16 protein-coding genes are annotated in these 16,702 nt (G+C 69.9%); 8 read left to right on the forward strand and 8 right to left on the reverse strand.

The window, feature by feature from the left end; translation table 11 throughout:
- Positions 1 to 45: 45 nt before the first annotated feature.
- Together OQ968_RS24350 and OQ968_RS24355 are read right to left on the reverse strand one after the other, a co-directional pair.
- Complete coding sequence (locus OQ968_RS24350) at positions 46 to 630, reverse strand: TetR family transcriptional regulator (protein WP_324682179.1); 585 nt, start codon at positions 628 to 630, stop codon at positions 46 to 48.
- Positions 617 to 1,921, reverse strand: coding sequence for a DNA polymerase domain-containing protein (locus OQ968_RS24355; protein WP_324682180.1), 1,305 nt, complete (start codon positions 1,919 to 1,921; stop codon positions 617 to 619). Before OQ968_RS24355 ends, OQ968_RS24350 begins: the two co-directional genes overlap by 14 nt.
- Positions 1,922 to 1,978: 57 nt before the next feature.
- Here OQ968_RS24355 and fadD2 point away from each other — a divergent pair, with 57 nt between their 5' ends.
- Complete coding sequence (gene fadD2 / locus OQ968_RS24360) at positions 1,979 to 3,658, forward strand: long-chain-fatty-acid--CoA ligase FadD2 (RefSeq protein ID WP_324682181.1); 1,680 nt, start codon at positions 1,979 to 1,981, stop codon at positions 3,656 to 3,658.
- Between the two features lie 66 nt (positions 3,659 to 3,724).
- On the opposite strand, the gene OQ968_RS24365 is transcribed toward fadD2, so the two are convergent.
- Entirely contained in the window at positions 3,725 to 4,072 is a 348-nt protein-coding gene (locus tag OQ968_RS24365) for an ATPase (RefSeq protein ID WP_324682183.1), read from the reverse strand.
- A gap of 485 nt (positions 4,073 to 4,557) precedes the next feature.
- On the opposite strand from OQ968_RS24365, the gene OQ968_RS24370 reads away from it, so the two are divergent.
- Positions 4,558 to 4,950: a hypothetical protein gene (locus tag OQ968_RS24370; protein WP_324682184.1), complete on the forward strand. Its 393-nt coding sequence runs from the start codon at positions 4,558 to 4,560 to the stop codon at positions 4,948 to 4,950.
- Between the two features lie 175 nt (positions 4,951 to 5,125).
- On the opposite strand, the gene OQ968_RS24375 is transcribed toward OQ968_RS24370, so the two are convergent.
- From OQ968_RS24375 to OQ968_RS24390, 4 genes are read right to left on the reverse strand one after another with little or no spacing between them, the layout of a single operon-like run.
- On the reverse strand, positions 5,126 to 7,327 hold the full coding sequence (locus OQ968_RS24375) for an acyl-CoA dehydrogenase (protein WP_324682185.1): 2,202 nt from the start codon (positions 7,325 to 7,327) through the stop codon (positions 5,126 to 5,128).
- A 46-nt stretch (positions 7,328 to 7,373) separates the two neighbouring features.
- The gene (locus OQ968_RS24380) at positions 7,374 to 8,324 is read right to left on the reverse strand and encodes a 2-hydroxyacid dehydrogenase (protein WP_324682186.1); all 951 of its coding nucleotides are present in this window, start codon (positions 8,322 to 8,324) and stop codon (positions 7,374 to 7,376) included.
- A gap of 7 nt (positions 8,325 to 8,331) precedes the next feature.
- A complete protein-coding gene (locus tag OQ968_RS24385) occupies positions 8,332 to 9,465 on the reverse strand; it encodes an alpha/beta hydrolase (RefSeq protein ID WP_324682188.1) in 1,134 nt (377 codons plus the stop codon).
- The gene (locus tag OQ968_RS24390) at positions 9,462 to 10,115 is read right to left on the reverse strand and encodes a TetR/AcrR family transcriptional regulator (protein WP_324682190.1); all 654 of its coding nucleotides are present in this window, start codon (positions 10,113 to 10,115) and stop codon (positions 9,462 to 9,464) included. Before OQ968_RS24390 ends, OQ968_RS24385 begins: the two co-directional genes overlap by 4 nt.
- 106 nt (positions 10,116 to 10,221) lie before the next feature.
- Between OQ968_RS24390 and OQ968_RS24395 the strand changes: the two genes are divergently transcribed.
- Both OQ968_RS24395 and OQ968_RS24400 read left to right on the forward strand, forming a co-directional pair.
- Positions 10,222 to 10,803 (forward strand): VOC family protein, encoded by a 582-nt coding sequence (locus OQ968_RS24395; RefSeq protein ID WP_324682192.1) that lies wholly within the window; start codon positions 10,222 to 10,224, stop codon positions 10,801 to 10,803.
- Positions 10,804 to 10,810: 7 nt separating this feature from the next.
- On the forward strand, positions 10,811 to 11,359 hold the full coding sequence (locus tag OQ968_RS24400) for a hypothetical protein (RefSeq protein WP_324682194.1): 549 nt from the start codon (positions 10,811 to 10,813) through the stop codon (positions 11,357 to 11,359).
- Here the strand turns inward: OQ968_RS24400 and OQ968_RS24405 are convergent.
- Complete coding sequence (locus tag OQ968_RS24405) at positions 11,292 to 11,981, reverse strand: TetR/AcrR family transcriptional regulator (RefSeq protein WP_324682195.1); 690 nt, start codon at positions 11,979 to 11,981, stop codon at positions 11,292 to 11,294. The two genes, OQ968_RS24400 and OQ968_RS24405, sit on opposite strands and share 68 nt — an antisense overlap.
- 83 nt (positions 11,982 to 12,064) lie before the next feature.
- Here OQ968_RS24405 and OQ968_RS24410 point away from each other — a divergent pair, with 83 nt between their 5' ends.
- The 4 genes from OQ968_RS24410 to OQ968_RS24425 form a co-directional block, all read left to right on the forward strand.
- Positions 12,065 to 12,967 carry an oxygenase MpaB family protein gene (locus OQ968_RS24410; protein ID WP_324682197.1) on the forward strand — a complete coding sequence of 301 codons (903 nt, stop codon included), beginning with the start codon at positions 12,065 to 12,067 and terminating at the stop codon, positions 12,965 to 12,967.
- A gap of 111 nt (positions 12,968 to 13,078) precedes the next feature.
- A complete protein-coding gene (locus tag OQ968_RS24415; protein ID WP_324682199.1) occupies positions 13,079 to 14,677 on the forward strand; it encodes a PPE family protein in 1,599 nt (532 codons plus the stop codon).
- A 10-nt stretch (positions 14,678 to 14,687) separates the two neighbouring features.
- Positions 14,688 to 15,593 (forward strand): class I SAM-dependent methyltransferase, encoded by a 906-nt coding sequence (locus OQ968_RS24420; protein ID WP_324682200.1) that lies wholly within the window; start codon positions 14,688 to 14,690, stop codon positions 15,591 to 15,593.
- A 168-nt stretch (positions 15,594 to 15,761) separates the two neighbouring features.
- Positions 15,762 to 16,702 (forward strand): PPE family protein (locus OQ968_RS24425; protein WP_324682201.1); only part of this gene is annotated, 941 nt, incomplete at its 3' end.

Genomic DNA, 16,702 nt, shown 5'->3' on the forward strand with positions numbered 1-16,702 from the left:
ATCGCGTCCGGGGCTCTCACCTGCATCGCCGCGCGGTCGCACCGCTCAGCCCAGCGGCATGCCGGCGTCGACGAAGTCCATGGCCCGATAGATCGTGTCGGGCGTCGGCGGCGCGTTGTCGAACGCGGCCATCATGGCGCCGGTCAGCGCGCCGACGAACACGCGAACCTCGAAATCGCTTGCGGGACGGCCGATTCGGCGGCTGACCGCCTCGGCCATGACGTTGACGGTGCGGTAGTACTCGTCGTACATGGCCGCCTTGAGCTCCGGTATCGAGAACATCAGCCGCTGCCGGGTGCTTTCGAACTCCTGCTGGTCGGCGGGCAGGTCGGCCATGACGGCCTGGTAGGCCTTGCGAAACGCCTGGATCAGCGACAGGTCGGGCGGCTGCGCCTCGAAGGCCGCCAGTATCAGCGGGTCCAGGTCGTCGGCCAGCAGCAGCGACTCCTTGGATCCGAAGTACCGGAAGAAGGTGCTGGGCGACACCTCAGCGGCCTCCGCGATCTGCTCGACGGTGGTGGCGGCGTAGCCGTTCTGCTCGATCAGGCGGAACGCCGCGCGCCGGATGGCCTGGCGGGTCTTGATCTTCTTGCGCTCCCGCAGGCCCAGGGGCGCCTCACTCGCCTGCATGAGGCGATTCTCCCGCACCCGCGGCGCCCCGTCGGGAAGCCGGCGGCGTGTAGCCCTGCCACGGGGAGTAGTCGGCGATCAGCTCCTCCTGCGGCGGGCGCAGCTCGACGGGCACGTGCTGCAGGTTGATCCGGATCCGGTACCAGATCGAGCTCGGCCCGCGCATGCCGTCGACCAGGACGTCGGCCGGGCGCAGCCGCCCGGCCGCGGCGGGGTGGCGGGCGCGCCAGGTGTCCAGCGCGGCCATCGCCTCGTCCCGGGTTTTGGTGCGGGCGACCTCGATGAGCGGCATCACGGACCGGCGCCGGCCCGCCGCGCCTTTCGCCGAACCCGGCGGCGGTTTCTCCGGGGGACCCATGTCCTCGGCCAGCATCAGCAGCCTGTCGAGCTCGCCGACGGCTGCTTTGTTGGAGGGGTCCATCCCCGCCCACGGGTCACCGATGTCGGCGAACCGGGCGGGCACGGTGGCGATGGTGAACGCCTCGGGCCGGCAGCCGGCGACCTCGTCCCAGTGCAGGGGAGTGGACACGCGGGCGTCCGGGGTGGCCCGCACCGAGTAGGCCGACGCGACCGTGCGGTCCTTGGCGTTCTGGTTGAAGTCGACGAAGACGCCCTCGCGCTCCTCCTTCCACCAGCGGCTCGTCGCCGCGTCGGGCACCCGCCGTTCCGCCTCGCGCGCGACGGTCTGGGCGGCCAGCCGCACCTGGCGGAACCCCCAGCGCGGGGCGATGCGCGCGTAGATGTGAAAGCCGCGCGACCCGGACGTCTTCGGCCAGGGGGTCAGGCCGTAGTCCTCCAGCACCTCGCGGGCCACCAGCGCGACGTCGACGATCCGCCGCCAGGTGACCCCGGGCATCGGGTCGAGGTCGACGCGCAGCTCGTCGGGGTGGTCGAGGTCGTCGGCGAGCACCGGGTGCGGGTTGAGGTCCACGCAGCCCAGGTTGATCACCCACGCTAGCCCGGCGGCGTCGTGGATGACGGCCTCCTCGGCCGACGTGCCCGACGCGTAGCGAAGTTCGGCGACGTCCACCCAGGCCGGCCTGTTCTTCGGCGCGCGCTTCTGGAACACGGCCTCCTGCCCGATCCCCTTGACGAAGCGCTTCAGGATCATCGGCCGCCCGGCCACGCCGCGCAGCGCCCCGTCGGCGACGGAAAGGTAATAGCGGACCAGGTCGAGCTTAGTGTGGCGGCCCGCGCCGTTCGTGCCCGGGAAGACCACCCTGTCCGGATGGGTGATGGTGACCTGCCGCCCGGCCACTTCCAGTGACACCGGGGCGGTCATGCGGTTCATGGTAATTCCGGGATACTTTCCGACCGCAGTGCGACGGGCGTCACATATGGTGATCTCATGCCTAACCTCATCGGTCTGCCCGGGCAAACCGTGGCCAAACTTCAGCAGTACTTCGAGCGCGGCTCGGCCGAACTGCACTACGTGCGCAAGATCTTCGAAGCGGGCGCGTTCCGGCTGGAGCCGCCGCAGAACTACGCGGCGATGGCCGCCGACATCGTCAAGTGGGGCGAGTTCGGCATGCTGCCGTCACTCAACGCCAGGCGGCATCCGGACCGGGCGGCGTGCATCGACGAAGAGGGCGAATTCAGCTACGCCGAGCTGGACAAGGCCGCCCACGCGGTGGCCAACGGGCTGATCGAGAAGGGCGTCAAGGGCGGCGACGGCGTGGCCATCCTGGCCCGCAACCACCGGTGGTTCCTCATCGCCAACTACGGCGCCGCCCGGGTCGGGGCCCGCATCATCCTGCTCAACAGCGAGTTCTCCGGCCCGCAGATCAAGGAGGTCTCGGAGCGCGAGGGCGCCAAGCTGATCATCTACGACGACGAGTACACCAAGGCGGTCAGCAAAGCCGAGCCGGAGCTGGGCAAGCTGCGGGCCCTGGGGACCAACCCGGACAGCGACGAGCCGTCCGGCAGCGAGGACGAGACGCTGGCCGACCTGATCGCGCGCAGTAGTAAGGCGCCGGCCCCCAAGGCCTCCCGGCATGCGTCGATCATCATCCTGACCAGCGGGACCACCGGCACCCCCAAGGGGGCCAACCGCAGCACCCCGCCGACGCTGGCACCGGTCGGCGGCATCCTGTCGCACGTTCCGTTCAAGGCCAACGAGGTGACGTCGCTGCCCGCGCCCATGTTCCACGCGCTGGGGTACCTGCACGGCACCATCGCGATGTTCCTGGGGTCGACGCTGGTGTTGCGGCGCAAGTTCAAGCCGCCGCTGGTGCTGGCGGACATCGAGAAGCACAAGGTGACCGCGATGGTCGTGGTGCCCGTGATGCTGTCGCGCATCCTCGACGCGCTGGAGAAGATGGACAAGAAGCCCGACCTGTCGAGCCTGAAGATCGTGTTCATCTCCGGATCGCAGCTGGGCGCCGAGCTGGCCAACCGCGCGCTGAAGGACCTGGGTCCGGTCATCTACAACATGTACGGCTCGACGGAGATCGCGTTCGCCACCATCGCCGGGCCCAAGGACCTGCAACGCAACGCGGCCACGGTCGGACCGGTGGTCAAGGGCGTCAAGGTCAAGATCCTCGACGACAACGGCATCGAGGTGCCGCAGGGCGACGTCGGCCGGATCTTCGTCGGCAACGCCTTCCCGTTCGAGGGCTACACCGGCGGCGGCCACAAGCAGATCATCGACGGCCTGATGTCGTCCGGCGACGTCGGCTACTTCGACGAGCACGGCCTGCTCTACGTCAGCGGTCGCGACGACGAGATGATCGTCTCCGGCGGTGAGAACGTCTTTCCCGCGGAGGTCGAGGACCTGATCAGCGGGCATCCCGACGTCGTGGAGGCCACCGCGATCGGGGTCGAGGACAAGGAGTGGGGCCACCGGCTGCGCGCCTTCGTCGTCAAGAAGGAGGACGCCAGCCTCGATGAGGACACCGTCAAGCACTACGTGCGCGACCACCTGGCCCGCTACAAGGTGCCGCGGGAGGTGGTCTTCCTCGACGAGCTGCCGCGCAACCCGACCGGCAAGATTCTCAAGCGCGAGCTGCGCGAGATGGAGATCGACTAGCCAGCGCGAGCAGACGCCAAAGCCCCCCACACCTCGGCGTGCCGGGGGCTTTGGCGTTTGCTCGCCCTAGCGCCGATGCTGAATGGCGCGAGTGATCTGGGCCGCGAGTTTGGGGTCGGCCAGCAGCTGGTCGATGAGCGCGGAGAGGACCTCCTGCCCGGTCACCCGGGCGACGCCGATGCGGTCGGCGGCCTCTCGCTGCCAAATGTCGAGGGCCCGGTGCGTGGCGGCGGGCAGGTCGACGGTTCGCCGCGTCCGTTGCATGCGTGCCGGCCGGTCACCCGGGTCGGCCGACCTCGGCGCTGGCCTGGCGATCCGTGGCGGGCGCGGTTGCGCCAGGCCCGGGATGCGCTCGGTCGCCGTTGAGTCCGCGGGGGGCGCGCCGGGTCCGGTGTGGCTGGGCTTGAAGTTCACTGCGGCGATCGTCCCTCCGTCGGTGGGCAATCAGTAGATCAGTACGGGGATCGTGCGTCAGTTGCTACCGATTCTGTCACCATAGCCGCGCCGGGTCGCGCCCCGAGCCGCGGCCGCGGGCCGCTGCGACGATTTCGCGCGGCGCAGGGCGGGGAAGAATAATTGGCGGTCTGACCGTTGCTCATGAACATCGGACCGCTGGGCCCCGCGCCAATTTCTCGGCATCCGGAACGCGTGCGTCTCATGATTTTCGTGAATACGAAAGTCCGAATTTCAGTGCCTCAGTAAAGCCCGATTCACCAGCTATTTAAGCCGAGTACGCGGATGCTGATGTCAGTATGCGCGCGAATTGTGAAATACAGGCATCTAGCACAATTATTCAATGCAAAGCAAACTCAAAGCGACATTTTTCGATTTGCCGTTGTTTGCCCGAGAATATCTGGGTAACGTTTTAGGCATCTGAAGATCTCGGGAAGGGGCTTCGCATGATGGTTTCACTGCGATCCACGCGCAACGCCGCCGCTGGTGCAGCGGGCGCGGCCGCGCTCGCCGCAGCGATGCTATTCGGCGGCATCCCCGCGGCGCAGGGCGCGCCCACAACCCACGTCGGCACACCGCTCGGTCCTGGCGTGATCCCCGCCAACCCCGGTGGGGGCGGCGGTGGCCACGGCGGTGGCGGAAACGGCGGCGGCCACGGCCCCGGTGTCCCCGGTCCCGGTTGGGGTCACGGCCCCGGCCCCGGGTGGGGTCACGACAGCGGCTGGGACGGCTGGCATCACCCCGGCAACGGCTGGGGCAACATCCCTCCCGGCCGCGGCTACTGGGCTCCCGGGCACTGGTGGGGCGCTCCCGAGCAGTGGTGGAACTGGTGGTGGTGAGCCAAGCCACCATCACCGCGCGGCGTCGGTCAGCTTGTCCTGCCGAGCGTTTTAGGTTGGCCGGCCCGCGCTCAGGGGGAGAGAGCCATGCCGGCTGCCATGCGCGGTCGGCATGGCCCCCGCCAAAGACATCCATGCCGGCCTGAGACCGGCCTCAGGCCGGCATGGATTCCGCTTACGGGTCGCGGGGCAGGCCCAGCAGCCGTTCGGCGATGATGTTGAGCTGCACCTCCGACGTGCCCCCGTAGATCGTGGTGGCCCGGCTGGCCAGCAGGTACTCGCCCCACTTGCCCGGCACCTCGTCGGTGTCGCCGATGGCGGCGTCGGTCCCGAAGGAGGACACCGCGAACTCGGCATAACCCTGTCCGGTGCGCATCGACAGCAGCTTCGAGATCGCGGCCGACGGCATGGCGTCCCCGCCCGCCAGCGTCAACAGCGTCGAGCGCAGGTTCAGCACCTTGGCGGCATGCCCCTCGGCGATCAGCTGGCCGGCCCGGTGCTGAGCGACCTGGTCGAACTGCCCGTCGCGGACGAAGTCGACGAAGTCGGAAAGTGTTGCCAGGAAATTGTTGTCGCTGCTGCCGATCGACACCCGCTCGGCCGTCAGGGTGTTGCGGCTGACCTCCCAGCCGCGGTTGACGTCGCCGAGCACGCACTCGTCGGGCACGAACACGTCGTCGATGTAGACCGTGTTGAAAAACTCGGCGCCGGTGAGCTCGCGCAGCGGCTTGACCGTGACGCCTTCGCTTTGCATGTCCAGCAGGAAGTACGTGATGCCGTTGTGCTTCGGCGCGCTCGGGTCGGTTCGAGCCAGCAGCGCGCCCCAGTGCGAGTACTGCGCGTAGGTGGTCCAGATCTTCTGCCCGGTGATGCGCCAACCGCCTTCGGCCCGAGTCGCTTTCGTCGTCAGCCCGGCCAGATCCGACCCGGCGCCCGGCTCGGAGAACAGCTGGCACCAGATCATCTCGCCGCGGAAGGTCGGCGGCAGGAACCGTTGCTTTTGTTCCTCGGTTCCGAACGCGACGATCGACGGGATGATCCAGGCGGCGATGCCGACCTGCGGCCGCTTGACCCGCCCGGCGGTGAACTCCTGGGCGATGATGATCTGCTCCACCGGACTGGACGCCCGGCCCCACGGCTTGGGCAGGTAGGGCAACACCCACCCACCCTCGGCGATCGCGACCTTGCGGGGCTCGCGCTCCATCGCCTTGAGTGCGGCGACCTCGGCCCGGATCTCGTCCCGCAGCTTTTCGGTGTCGGGGTCCAGGTCGACGTCCACCGGGCGCATCCCCGTCGTGGTCGCGGTGTCCACCACCTTTTGCGGATACTCCGAGCCGCGGCCGAAGCAGGCGGCCAGCATCACCGCTCGGCGGTAGTAGACGTTCGTGTCGTGTTCCCAGGTGAAGCCGATTCCGCCGTGCACCTGGATGCAGTCCTGCGTGCACCGCTGGGCGGCGGCCGGTGCCAGCGTCGCCGCCACGGCGACCGCGAACTCAGCCCTGGAAGCTGTTGTGTCCCAATCGTTTTCGGCGGCCTCGTCGATCGCGCGGGCGGCGTCCCACACCGCGGCGGTGGCCCGCTCGGTGTCGGCGACCATCTCCGCGCACTTGTGCTTGATGGCCTGGAACTGGCCGATCGGTCTGCCGAACTGTTCCCGGATCTTGGCGTATTGCGACGCGGTGTCGGTGGCCCAGCGCGCCACGCCGATCGCCTCCGCGGACAGCAGCGTGCACATCAGCGCGCGCGCGGTCGCCATGGTCAGGTTGCTCAACACGGCGTCGTCGGCGACCTCGACGGCGTTGGCCCGCACATGCGCGATGGGTCGCAGCGGGTCGATGCTCTTCACCGGCTCGATCTCCAGCTGGTCGGCGCGCAGCACCACCCATTCCTCGCCGCTGTCGATCGCGACCGGCAGCACCAATATCGAGGCCTGCGCCGCCGCGGGAACCGCGCGGACCTCGCCGCGGATCACCAGCAGGTCACCCTGCCGGGTGGCGGTCAGGGCGCAGCATTCCAGCGCGTAGGCGGCGATGGCGGCGCCGGACGCCAGCTCGGAGAGCACCTTCGCTTGCGCGTCGTGCGCGGAGATCAGCGCGCTGGCGATCGCCGACGGCACGAACGGCCCGGGCACGGCGCCGTAGCCGAACTCGGCGAGCACGATGGCCAGCTCGAGGATGCCGAACCCCTGGCCGCCGACGGATTCCGCCAGATGAACCCCCTGCAGGCCCTGGTCGGCCGCCGCCCGCCAGTACGGCGGGGGGTTCTCGATCGGTGTCTCCATGGCCGCGTGCAGCACCTCCGACGGCGCGACGCGCGCCACCAGGGATCGCACCGAATCGGCCAGGGCTTGATGCTCAGAAGTTATCGCGATCGGCATTGGTCGCCTTCATTCTCGGGATCCGTTTTGGCCAAGCACCCTCAATCTAATAACCGGTCGGTTGGTTGACCACATTGGCCAGCGGAACCCCGTCGCGCAGCCGCCGGCAGTTCGCCACCGCCTCTGCCAGGTAGCGCCGCATGGTGTCGGCGGTGTACCAGGTGACGTGCGGCGTCAGCACCACGTTGTCCAGGCCGAGCAGCGGGTTGTCGGGCGCGACCGGCTCGACCTCGAAGACGTCCAGCCCCGCGGCGGCCAGCCGCCCGCCGCGCAGCGCGTCGACGAGCGCGTCCTCGTCGACGACGCCGCCGCGCGACGTGTTGACCAGTACCGCAGTCGGTTTCATCCGGGCGATCGCGTCCCGGTCCAGCAGGTGGGCGGTATCGGCGGTCAACGGCAGGTGCAGCGAGACGATGTCGCTGGCGGCCAGCAGGTCGGGCAGCCGCCGCCAGCCGGGCCGCCCGTCGTCGCGGGTGCTGGTGTGCAGCACGGTGGCGCCCATCGCGGCGACGATGCCGCCGACCCGTTTGGCGATGTTGCCGTAGCCGACCAGCCCGACGGTGCAACCCCCGATATCGCGCACCGTCTCGCCCAGTGCCGGGTCGGCCGGCCAGCCGGAGCCCCCGCGCACCGCGCGGTCCAGCGCCGGTAGCCGGCGCAACGCCGCCAGCATCAGCAGCACCGCGCCCTCGGCCACCGACGGCGCGTTGGCGCCGGGCATGTTGGCCACCGCGACACCGCATTTCGTCGCGGTCGCCACGTCGACGGTGTTCACCCCGGCGCCGAGCTTGTGCACCAGGCGCAGCCGCGCCCCGCGCCGCAGGTCATCGCCCGACAGCGGACGCAGCACGTGCCAAATCACCTGCGCCTCGGGCAGCTCCCGGTAGAAGGTGGCGTCGTCGTCTTCGGCACACCACCGGATCTCGAGCCAATCCGCCTCGGGCGCAACGAAATCCAGCACCTTGTCGCCGGGGACGAAGTGGGCGAGGACCTTCACGGGATGCTCAGCGCCACCGCTTGAATATCCACTTCGCGATGGTGTCGGCCTGCTCGCTGCGCGCGCCCGGCGTGGTGAAGTAGTGGTCGGTGTCGATCGAGTGGCGCGTCTTGTCGGTGCTGGCGAGCGCGTCGTGGATGCGCTGGGCGTCGGACGGAAAGACGCCGGTGTCGGCCTCGGCGTTGATCACCAGGGCCGGGCAGGTGATGCGGGCCAGGTGCGGCTCGGCGCGGGTTTGCGCCACCCGCAGGCTCCACATGCCCAGCCAGTTGCGCAGCGTGCACGCCGCGGCGATGCCGTGCGCCGAGCGGTTGGCCTTGACCGGGATGCCCGCATAGCACAGGTTCGGTGCGCGTTTGGTGGGTTCGATGCTGGGATCGACCATGCGGGGATCGGCCCACGTTCGCATCACCGTGAACGGCCGATCGGAAAACCCCGCGGCGCGAACGCGTTTGAGCTCCGTCTCGACCCAATCGGTGATGGCATGGTTGCGCGCGGTCTGCGCCGCGCGGTAGCGGGTCAGGAACTCCGGCGAGTACGGGGGACCGTTGGCCTCGTTGAACAGGTCGAGGTCGGCATCGGTGGCGACGGGATCGTTCTCGTCGACGACGGCGGCGTCCATCCACGCCGTCAGCACCTCGGGGCGCCCCGGGTGGGCGGCGGTGGCGACGTAGCCGTCGGCGGGGATCAACTCGGTCAGCCCGGCGGCCGGGCGCATCCCCTCGAGCGGCGTCACGTTCGGTTCCACGGCCTGGGACTGGTAGGCCGCCATCAGCGAGCCGCCCCCCGAATTGCCCAGCAGCACAACGGTATCCACGCCCTGCACCTCGCGGAGCCAGCGGACGCCCACACCGATGTCCACCAAGGCGTGGTCGAGCAGGAAGCTGCTTTCGAAGCCGCGAAACCGGGTGTTCCAGCCGAGGAACCCGATGCCGCGGGTGGCCATGTAGTCGGCGAGATAGTGCTCGGAGAAGTCGATCTGGTAGTGCGTGGCGATCATCGCCACCTTGGGCTTTCGCCCGACCCCCCGGTGGTACAGCCCCTGGCACGGATGGCCGCCGGCGCCGGCGCGCCCCGCGGTGCGAGACGGCAGCCCGACGAACTCCCGGACGACCCCGGCGGCACCGGTACGACGAGTCAATTCAGCGGATCTCCTCGGGTGTAGATGGCGCGGTAGTAGATGTTGGCGAGGGTCTGGATGCAGGCCCCGTCGTCGGGCTCGGCCGAACGCGTCCCGCTGAGCTGGATGTAGCAGAACTGGTTGAACATCGCCACGATCGCCTCGGCGATCAGCCGCGGGTCGTCGCCGTCGCAGTAGCCCTCGGCCTGGGCGCGTCGGACCGTCTCGGTGATGAAAGAGATGGGTACCGAACACATTTCGGCCCAGTACTGGGCGAAGTCGTCGTTGATCATCGCCAGCTGGGACACGCTGATCATCTCGGCGAGCCGGTTGCGATAGGTGTGCCAGTGCGCGGCGGCGGCCTCGTAGGCGCGTTCGCGATGCGACAGGCCGTGCTGGATCACCGTCGCCGCGCGCTGGTTGGCCTCGTCGCGGAAACGCAGCGCCCACTGGCGGACCATCGCCTCCTTGGAGTCGTAGTAGTTGTAAAACGACGCGGCCGAGCGGCCCGCCTCCGCGGCGATGTCGGCGATGGTCGTCGCCAGAATCCCCTTGCGCGCGATGACCGTTCGGGCGGCCAGGTCGATCGCGGCCTGCGTGCGGCGGCCGCGCTGCGTCGGGAAGTCGGCGGCCTGGTCGGGCCGGCCGTTGGGCTCTGCCGCGGTCAACACGGGGCTCACCTCCCTGGAGCAAAACTGAACCTGATGTTAGATTCAGATTTTGATCTTGGCCAGGGCCTGCACCTCCTCGATGGGGCCCTCCGATGGGAGCCGCAAGATGATCAAGCCGCACAACACCAACACCGAATTCGAGCTCGGCGGCATCAACCACGTCGCGCTGGTGTGCTCGGACATGGCGCGCACGGTGGACTTCTACAGCAACACCCTGGGCATGCCGCTGATCAAATCGCTCGACCTGCCGGGCGGTCAGGGCCAGCACTTCTTCTTCGACGCCGGCAACGGCGACTGCGTGGCCTTCTTCTGGTTCGCCGACGCGGCCGACCGGGTGCCCGGCATCTCGTCGCCGGGCGCCATCCCGGGCATCGGCGACATCACCAGCGCGGTGAGCACCATGAACCACCTCGCGTTTCACGTGCCGGCCGAGAAGTTCGACGCCTACCGGCAGCGGCTCAAGGAAAAGGGCGTGCGGGTGGGCCCGGTGCTCAACCACGACGAGAGCGAGCGGCAGGTGTCGGCGACGGTGCATCCCGGCGTGTACGTGCGCTCGTTCTACTTTCAGGATCCCGACGGCATCACGCTGGAATTCGCCTGCTGGGTAAAGGAATTCACCGAGAGCGACACGAAGGCGATACCGAAGACCGCGGCCGACCGGCGACCCCGGGTCGAGGCCGTCCGCTAGACCCGCGATGACCGAGGGGGTTTTGACCGACAAGCAGATCGCGGCGTTGACGCCCGAGCAGCGGCGCGACCTGATCGCTCGGCTCGAGCAGCCCTTGAGCGAGCTGATCGACCCGGAGTTCCTCAGTCGGATCCGGCGCATCCGGTTGGGTCTGATGATCGGTGGCTCGTTCGCGATGATCCCCTGGCTCGGGTATCTCTCGGTGACGCTCCCGGAGAATTACGTCGCGCACAACTGGCCGGCCACCTGGGTGGGTTTCGATATTTTGCTGGTCGTGTTCATGGTGGCAACGGCCGTGCTGGGATACCTGCGCCGTCAGCTGCTGGTGCTCGCGGCGTTCACCGCGGGGGTGCTGCTGGTCTGCGACGCGTGGTTCGACCTCATGACCGCCGGACCCAACGACGTCTGGTTGTCGGTTTTCACGGCGCTCGGAATCGAGGTGCCCCTGGCCGCCGTCCTGATCACCGGTGCGCTACGGATCGTGCGACTCACGATGATGCGATTTTGGCTGCTGAGGCCCGGGATGCGGTTGTGGCACCTGCCGCTGTTTCCTTGAGGCCGTAGAGGTTTGGGTCGGCGAGCCGGTCGAGCAGCGCGGCCAGCTGATCGACGAGCCGGTCCGGTTCGAGCCGGACGTCGCCGGCCAGCCAGGCGCTGATCGTCTGGCCGACGCCGCCGACCGCGAAGTGCGCGCCCGCCTTGATGCGGTCGTTTGCCGGCATCCGCAGCGCGTCGCGGAGATGCTGGCCGGACAGCATGGCCAACAGCGCGCTGGACTCGGCGCGCTTGCGCACGATCACGGCGTCGGCGAGCTGGGTGGAGAACAGCAGGCGCCCGACGCGCGGGTCATCGGTGATGGTCCGCACGATGTTGGCCATCCCGGCGCGGGTCTGCTCGTGCACCGGCACCGCCGCGACCGCGGCCTGAGTGGTGGCGGCCAGGTCGGCGACCACCCAGTCGAAGACGCGGCCGACGAATTCGTCTTTGTCGGTGAAGCTTTCGTAGAAGTACCGGGCCGCCAGGCCCGCCCGGCGGCACACGCCCCGCACGGTCAGCGCCGAGACGTCCTGCCGTTCGGCGCCCAGCAGGTCCAGGCCGGCGGTCAGCAGCCGGCCGCGACGGCCCGCGAGCCGTTCGGCGGCCTTGACCCCGCGGTAGGGGCGGGCGCTCGACGTCATGCGAACCATCTTGACATCGGGGGCGCCACGCGGGCAATATCAGGAAACAAGCGTTCGCACATTTAGCTACCGGGAGGCCCACCTTGGCGATTCACGAACCCGTCCGGCAGCGGCACGTCGAGCGCGCGGTCGCGGATCCGCCCCGCCCGCGGCGGCGACGGCGCATCCGGTCGTTGGGCATCGACGAGGGCCTGATGGGCGTGGCGCTGCTGGCCGGCCCGGCCAACGTGATCATGCAACTGGCGCGGCCCGGCGTCGGCTACGGCGTGCTGGAGAGTCGCGTCGACAGCGGCCGGGTGGACCTGCATCCCATCAAGCGGGCGCGCACCACGTTCACCTACCTCGCGGTGGCCACCGCGGGCAGCGACGCCCAGAAGGACGCGTTTCGCCGCGCGGTGAACCGCGCCCACGCGCAGGTGTACTCCACCCCCGAAAGCCCGGTCGAATACAACGCGTTCGACGTGGACCTGCAGCTGTGGGTGGGGGCGTGCCTGTACAAGGGAGGGGTCGACATCTATCGCATCTTCATCGGCGAGCTGGAGGGCGAGGACGCCGAGCGGCACTACCGCGAGGGCATGTCGCTGGCCACCACGTTGCAGGTGCCGCCGGAGATGTGGCCGCCGGACCGGGCGGCGTTCGACCGGTACTGGCAGGAGTCGCTGGACAAGGTGCACATTGACGACGCCGTCCGCGACTACCTGTATCCGATCGCCGCGGGCCGCATGCGGGGGGTGAAGCTGCCGGGCCCGCTGCAACGCGCGTCGGACAACTTCGCGTTGCTGATCACCACCGGGTTCCTGCCGCAGCGGTTTCGCGACGAGATGCGGTTGCCGTGGGACGCCGCCAGGCAGCGCAGGTTCGACCGGCTGATGGCGGTGTTGCGCACGGTGAACGGCCTCCTGCCGCGATTCGTCCGGCGGTTCCCGTTCAACGTCCTGCTGTGGGACGTCGACCGCCGGATCCGGACGGGGCGCCCGCTGGTCTAGCTGTACCCGCGGCGAGAGCCCGGCGCGCCGCCGTTGATAACGACAATCGTTTTCATTAAGCTCCTTGGTCTGTCGCGGGTCCGGTAGACCCGCCCAGCACGAGGAGCAACCATGGCCGCGCCGATCTGGATCGCCTCACCGCCGGAGGTGCACTCGGCGCTGCTCAGCGCCGGCCCGGGGCCGGGGCCGCTGCTGGCGGCGGCGGGGGCCTGGAACTCGCTGAGCACCGAATACGCCGCCGCGGCTCAGGAGCTCGGCGCGGCGTTGGCGTCGGTGCAGGCGGGTGCGTGGCGGGGGCCCAGCGCCGCGTCGTACACGGCCGCGCACGCCCCGTACCTGGCGTGGCTGACGGGGGCGAGCGCGGCCAGCGCGGACAGGGCCGCCAGACACGAGACCGCGGCGGCGGCCTACACCGCCGCGTTGGCCACCATGCCCACCCTGCCCGAATTGGCCGCCAACCACGTCGTGCACGGAATGTTGGTGGCCACCAACTTCTTTGGGGTCAACACCATCCCCATTGCCCTCAACGAGGCCGACTACGCGCGGATGTGGGTGCAGGCCGCCACCACGATGAGCACCTACGACGCGGTCTCCACCGCGGCGCTGGCGTCGGCGCCGCAAACCGCGCCGTCGCCGCAGATCGTCAAATCCGATGCGTCGAAACAAGATTCGGGCGGCACGTTCACCGACCCCACGGTGGACAATCCGTTGGACGACTTCATCGCGAACATCCTGAAAAACTTCGGGATCAATTGGGACCCCGCGGAGGGCACCGTCAACGGCCTGCCGTATGACGCCTACACGAACGCGGGTCAACCGCTCTTCTGGGTCGTCCGGGCTCTCGAACTCTTCGAGGATTTCCAACAGTTCGGCTATTACCTGGTGCACAACCCGGCCCTGGCGTTTCAGTACCTGGTTCAGCTCGCGCTGTTCGACTGGCCGACGCACATCCTCGAGATCTTCGGCAGCCAACCGGAGTTGCTGGCCCCCGCGATCATCGCGGCCGTTGCCCCCTTCGGGGCCATCGGCGCCTTCGCCGGGCTCGCGGGACTGACCGCGCTGCCGCAGCCCGCGGTCGTCCCGGCGACGGCCCCCGCCGCGGCCCCGCTCGGTGTGTTGCCGGTCGTGGCGACGGCCCCGACCGCCGTCGCGCCGACGGCGGCTGCCGCCCCGGCGCCGGCGCCCGCACCCGCTCCCACCGCGACGGCCACCGCGGCCGGTCCGGCCCCGCCGCCGTCGCCGCCGGCCACCGGCGCGCCGGGATTCTTCCCGCCATACGTCGTCGGGCCGCCGGGCCTCGGCGCCGGCGCGGGCTTGGGCGCCACCGCCGCCGCCAGCGCGAAAAGAAAGGCACCGGAACCGGATAGCGCCGCGGCGGCGGCCGCCGCGTCGGCGCGCGAGGCGGCGCGGGAGCGCCGGCGGAAGCGGGCGCGCAGGCGCGGGCAGGCCGACGAGTTCGCCGACATGCATGTCGACGTCGACCCCGACTGGGGGGAACCGCCCGGCGCCGGCACGACGGCATCGTCGGAGCGGGGCGCCGGGAACATCGGCTTCGCCGGCACCGCGCCCCGGGAGGGGGCCGCCGAGGCGGCGGGCCTGACCACACTGGCCGGCGACGAGTTCAGCGGCGGCCCGCGGCTGCCGATGCTGCCGGGCAGCTGGGATCCGGAGGGGGGCGACGAGCGGGGAGGCCCCGGCCCGTCGGCGTAGTGTCGGTTGGGTGCGTAGCGAAGGCGATAGTTGGGATATCACAACAAGTGTCGGCTCGACGGCGTTGTTCGTCGCGACCGCCCGGGCGCTCGAGGCGCAGAAGCCCGAGCCGCTGGTGGTCGACGAGTACGCCGAGTTGTTCTGCCGCGCGGTCGGTGGTCACGCGGCCGACGTTCTCGACGGTAAGGACCCCGGCCACCCGCTGAAGACCGCCGACTTCGGCGAGCATTTCGTCAACTTCCAGGGCGCCCGCACCAAGTACTTCGACGACTATTTCCGGCGGGCCGCCGAGGCCGGCGTGCGGCAGGTGGTGATCCTCGCGGCGGGGCTGGACTCCCGCGCCTACCGGCTGGACTGGCCGGCCGGGACCACGATCTTCGAGTTGGACCAACCGGCGGTCCTCGATTTCAAGCGCGAGGTGCTCGTCGAGGCCGGCGTGCAACCGCGCGCCGAGCGCCGGGAGATCGCGGTCGATCTGCGGGAGGATTGGCCACAGGCCTTGCGGGACAGCGGGTTTGACGCGGCCATGCCGTCGGCCTGGATCGCCGAGGGCCTGCTGATCTATCTGCCGGCCGACGCGGAGGAGCAGCTGTTCAACGGCATCGACGGCCTCGCCGGGCACGGCAGCCACGTCGCGGTCGAGGACGGCGCGCCGCTGCCGCCCGACGAGTTCGAGGAGGCCGTCGAGCAGGAACGCGCGGCGGCCGCCGAGGGCGACCAGCGCCTGTTCTTCCGGTTGGTCTACAACGAGCGGCACGCGCCGGCCGCCGAATGGTTCGGCGGGCGGGGCTGGACCGCGGTCGGCACCCCGCTGGCCGATTACCTCCGCGAGGTCGGCCGGCCCGTGCCGGGACCGGACGACGAGGCCGGCCCGATGATCGCCCGCAACACCCTGGTGAGCGCCGTCAAGGCGTAACCGCGGAGCGAAGAACTTCCGATGAATTGAGCGCGCCCGGGAACTTTCCGGTGCCGCGCGCCGACTACTGACGGGCTGATGCGTGCGCCGCCTGACAGCCCGGGCGGCCGTTGATCCCGGAGGAGTCCTGATGGCGGCATCGTCGCGCGTGGTCGCGGGAGGCCGAGAATGACCGCGCCGGTTTGGATGGCATCGCCGCCGGAGGTTCACTCGACGCTGCTGAGCAGCGGACCCGGGCCCGGCGGCCTGCTGGCGGCCAGCGGCGCGTGGAGTTCGTTGAGCGCGGCCTACACCGAGACAGCGGACGAGCTGACCGGGGTCCTGGCGGCGGTACAGGCCGGGTCGTGGGACGGCCCGAGCGCACAGCAGTATGTCGGCGCGCACCTGCCCTACCTGGCCTGGCTGGCCCGGGCCGGCGCCCAGAGCGCGGCGGTGGCCACCCAGCACGAGGTCGCCGCCACCGCCTACACCGCGGCCCTGGCCGCGATGCCCACCCTGGGCGAGCTGGCCGCCAACCATGCCACCCACGCGGTGTTGGTGGCGACGAATTTCTTCGGGATCAACACCATCCCGATCGCGCTCAACGAGGCCGACTACGCGCGGATGTGGGTGCAGGCGGCCACCACGATGACCACCTATCAGGCCGTGTCCACCGGGGCGGTGGCAGCGGCGCCGCAAACCGATCCGGCGCCGGTCATCATGCACGCCGACGACGGCGGCGGCGACAGCGACGACGACGGCGGCATCGTCGACAACGACGGCGGCGACCCGACCCAGCTGAGCTGGTGGATAAATCGCTTCACCGAGATATTCCAAACCCTGGGCAGGGATTTGGCCGAATTTCCCACCGACCCGGCCGACGCCATATCGGACCTGTTCCGCGACATTCCGCTGCTCATCGCCGACGAATTCACCCACCTCGGCGAGGCCCTGCAGACCTTCCCCCAGCTCGCGGCCGTTCCCTTCGCCGTGCCGGCGGGATTCGCGGGCGGCATCGCGAGCTTCGGCCTGCTGGCCGGGATCCAGCCCGCGGCCGCCCCGGCACCCGCCGCCGCGGCCGCACCGCTGCCCGAGGCGCCCGCGGTCGCGCCGGCCGCCATCGGCGCACC

The sequence above is a fragment of the Mycobacterium sp. 663a-19 genome (assembly GCF_035616495.1).
Taxonomy (GTDB): Bacteria; Actinomycetota; Actinomycetes; order Mycobacteriales; family Mycobacteriaceae; genus Mycobacterium.